This window comes from Streptomyces sp. NPDC050743 (genome assembly GCF_044456925.1).
Taxonomy (GTDB): Bacteria; Actinomycetota; Actinomycetes; order Streptomycetales; family Streptomycetaceae; genus Streptomyces.
This window is the reverse complement of record NZ_JBITGJ010000289.1, coordinates 1-2,235: the sequence shown is the minus strand read 5'-3', so window position 1 is coordinate 2,235 and position 2,235 is coordinate 1. Positions and strand designations below refer to the sequence as shown.

The following is a 2,235-nucleotide window of genomic DNA, read 5'->3' as shown; positions in this document are numbered from 1 at the left end:
GTCTCTCTTTTTGGTTCCCCGGGGGGTGCGCTTCGCGTTTTCCATACTTAGTATGGTATCACTTCCATACGACGTACGGTTCCGTGTTGCACGGCGGCCACGACCGGCGCCCTTGCCCTTCCCCTCTCTCCGCACAAAGGAGCAAGCCATGACCACGCACGCGAACGACCTTCGCCCCGTCCGGTCCCCGCGCGGGATCCCCCTCCTCGGCCACACGACGCAGGTCCCCGGCACCAACCCGTTCGCCTACTTCGCTGAGCTGTCCAAGCAGTTCCCCGAGGGCATCTTCAGCTTGGACATCGCCGGCATCGAGCAGGTCTTCGTCTACGACCCGGACCTGGTGGCCGAGGTCTGCGACGAGACCCGGTTCTTCAAGCAGATCGAAAAGACGCCGCTGAGCCATGTTCGGGACTTCGCGGGGGCGGGCCTGTTCACGGCCCACCAGCACGAGGAGGAATGGGCCATGGCGCACCGTGTCCTGCTGCCGGCGTTCAGCCAGCGGGCCATGAAGGCGTACTTCGGGCAGATGCTGGAGATCGCCGAGAACCTGGTGGGCAAGTGGGAGCGCCGGGAGGGTCAGCCGGTCAACATCACCGACGACTACACCCGCCTGACGCTGGACACCATCGCCCTGTCGGGGTTCGGCTACCGGTTCAAGTCCTTCGACAAGGAGGAGCTGCACCCCTTCCTCAACGCGCTGCTGGGCGCGCTGATCGAGTCGCTGCGGCGCTCGCAGGAGCTGCCGATGATGACCAAGCTCCGCAAGGCGGACGACAAGAAGTACCGCGAGAACATCCAGCAGATGCGGGACCTGGTCGAGAGCGTGATCAAGGAGCGCCGCGATGGGAAGGGCACCGGTGAGGAGGACCTGCTGGGCCTGATGCTGGAGGCCACCGACCCGGAGACCGGCAAGCTGCTGACCGACGACAACGTCCGCGACCAGGTGCTGACGTTCCTGATCGCCGGCCACGAGACCACCAGCGGCCTGCTGTCCTTCGCCACCTACTCGCTGATGCGCAACCCGCACGTCCTGGCCCAGGCCTACGCCGAGGTCGACCGCCTGATGCCGGGCGACACCGTCCCGGACTACGACACGATCATGCAGCTGGACGTCATCCCGCGGATCCTGGACGAGACCCTCCGCCTGTGGGCTCCCATCCCGCTGTTCGGCAAGACGGCGCGGGAGGACACCGTCATCGGCGGCCGCTACGAGCTGAAGAAGGGCACGAAGGTCCTCATCCTCGAGGGCCCGCTGCACACCCATCCCGGGGCGTGGGAGCGGCCGGACGAGTTCGACATCGACCGGTGGCTGCCGGAGAACCGCGCCCAGCAGCACCCGCACGCCTACAAGCCGTTCGGCAACGGTGTGCGTGCCTGCATCGGCCGGCAGTTCGCGCTCACCGAGGCCCGCCTGGCCCTCGCACTGGTGCTGCAGAAGTTCAAGTTCTCCGACACCAGCGACTACAAGATGGACGCGCGGGAGGCGCTGACGCGCAAGCCCGGCGACTTCAACCTCGTCGTGCGGGCCCGCAAGGAGCACGAGCGGAAAGTCTTGGGCGCCGTGGACCTGCAGACCGGCGACACCCAGGCCCAGGCCGCGGTCAGCGGTGTGGGTGTGAACCTGACGGTGGCGTACGGCTCCAGCCTCGGCTCCTGCGAGGACCTGGCGCGCACCATCGCCGACCGCGGTGAGCGCTCCGGGTTCGGCACCACCCTGGTCGGCCTGGACGAGCTGGGCGACAACCTGCCCACCGAGGGCCTGCTCGTCGTCGTCGCCTCCAGCTACAACGGCAAGGCTCCCGACAACGCCCAGCGCTTCGACGACCTGCTCGCCGCCGGGCTGCCCGAGGGCTCTCTGTCGAACGTGCGGTTCGCGCTGCTGGGCGCCGGCAACACCCAATGGGTGGCCACCTACCAGGCATTCCCCAAGCGGATCGAGGAGGGTCTGCTGGCCGCCGGCGCCACCCCCATCGTCGAGCGCGGTATCGCGGACGCCGCCGGTGACTTCGACGGCATGGCCAGTCGCTGGATGGACAACCTGTGGGCCACCCTGGCCGAGGAGTACGCCGCCGACACCTCCCAGGCAAGCGGCCCGCGCTACGAGGTCCAGCTGCTCACCGAGTCCGACGTGCGCCCCGCGATCGTCTCCGAGCAGGCGTACCCGCTGACCGTGGTGGCCAACGAGGAGCTCGTGGCCGACGCGACCGGGCTGTGGGACTTCCAGATCGAGCCGCC

At 68.1% G+C, this 2,235-nt stretch carries 1 protein-coding gene; it reads left to right on the top strand.

Going from position 1 to position 2,235, the window contains the following annotated elements; translation table 11 throughout:
- Window positions 1–148: 148 nt before the first annotated feature.
- The coding region (locus ACIBJF_RS53045; RefSeq protein WP_399185058.1) for a cytochrome P450 at window positions 149–2,235 on the top strand (2,087 nt) is incomplete at its 3' end.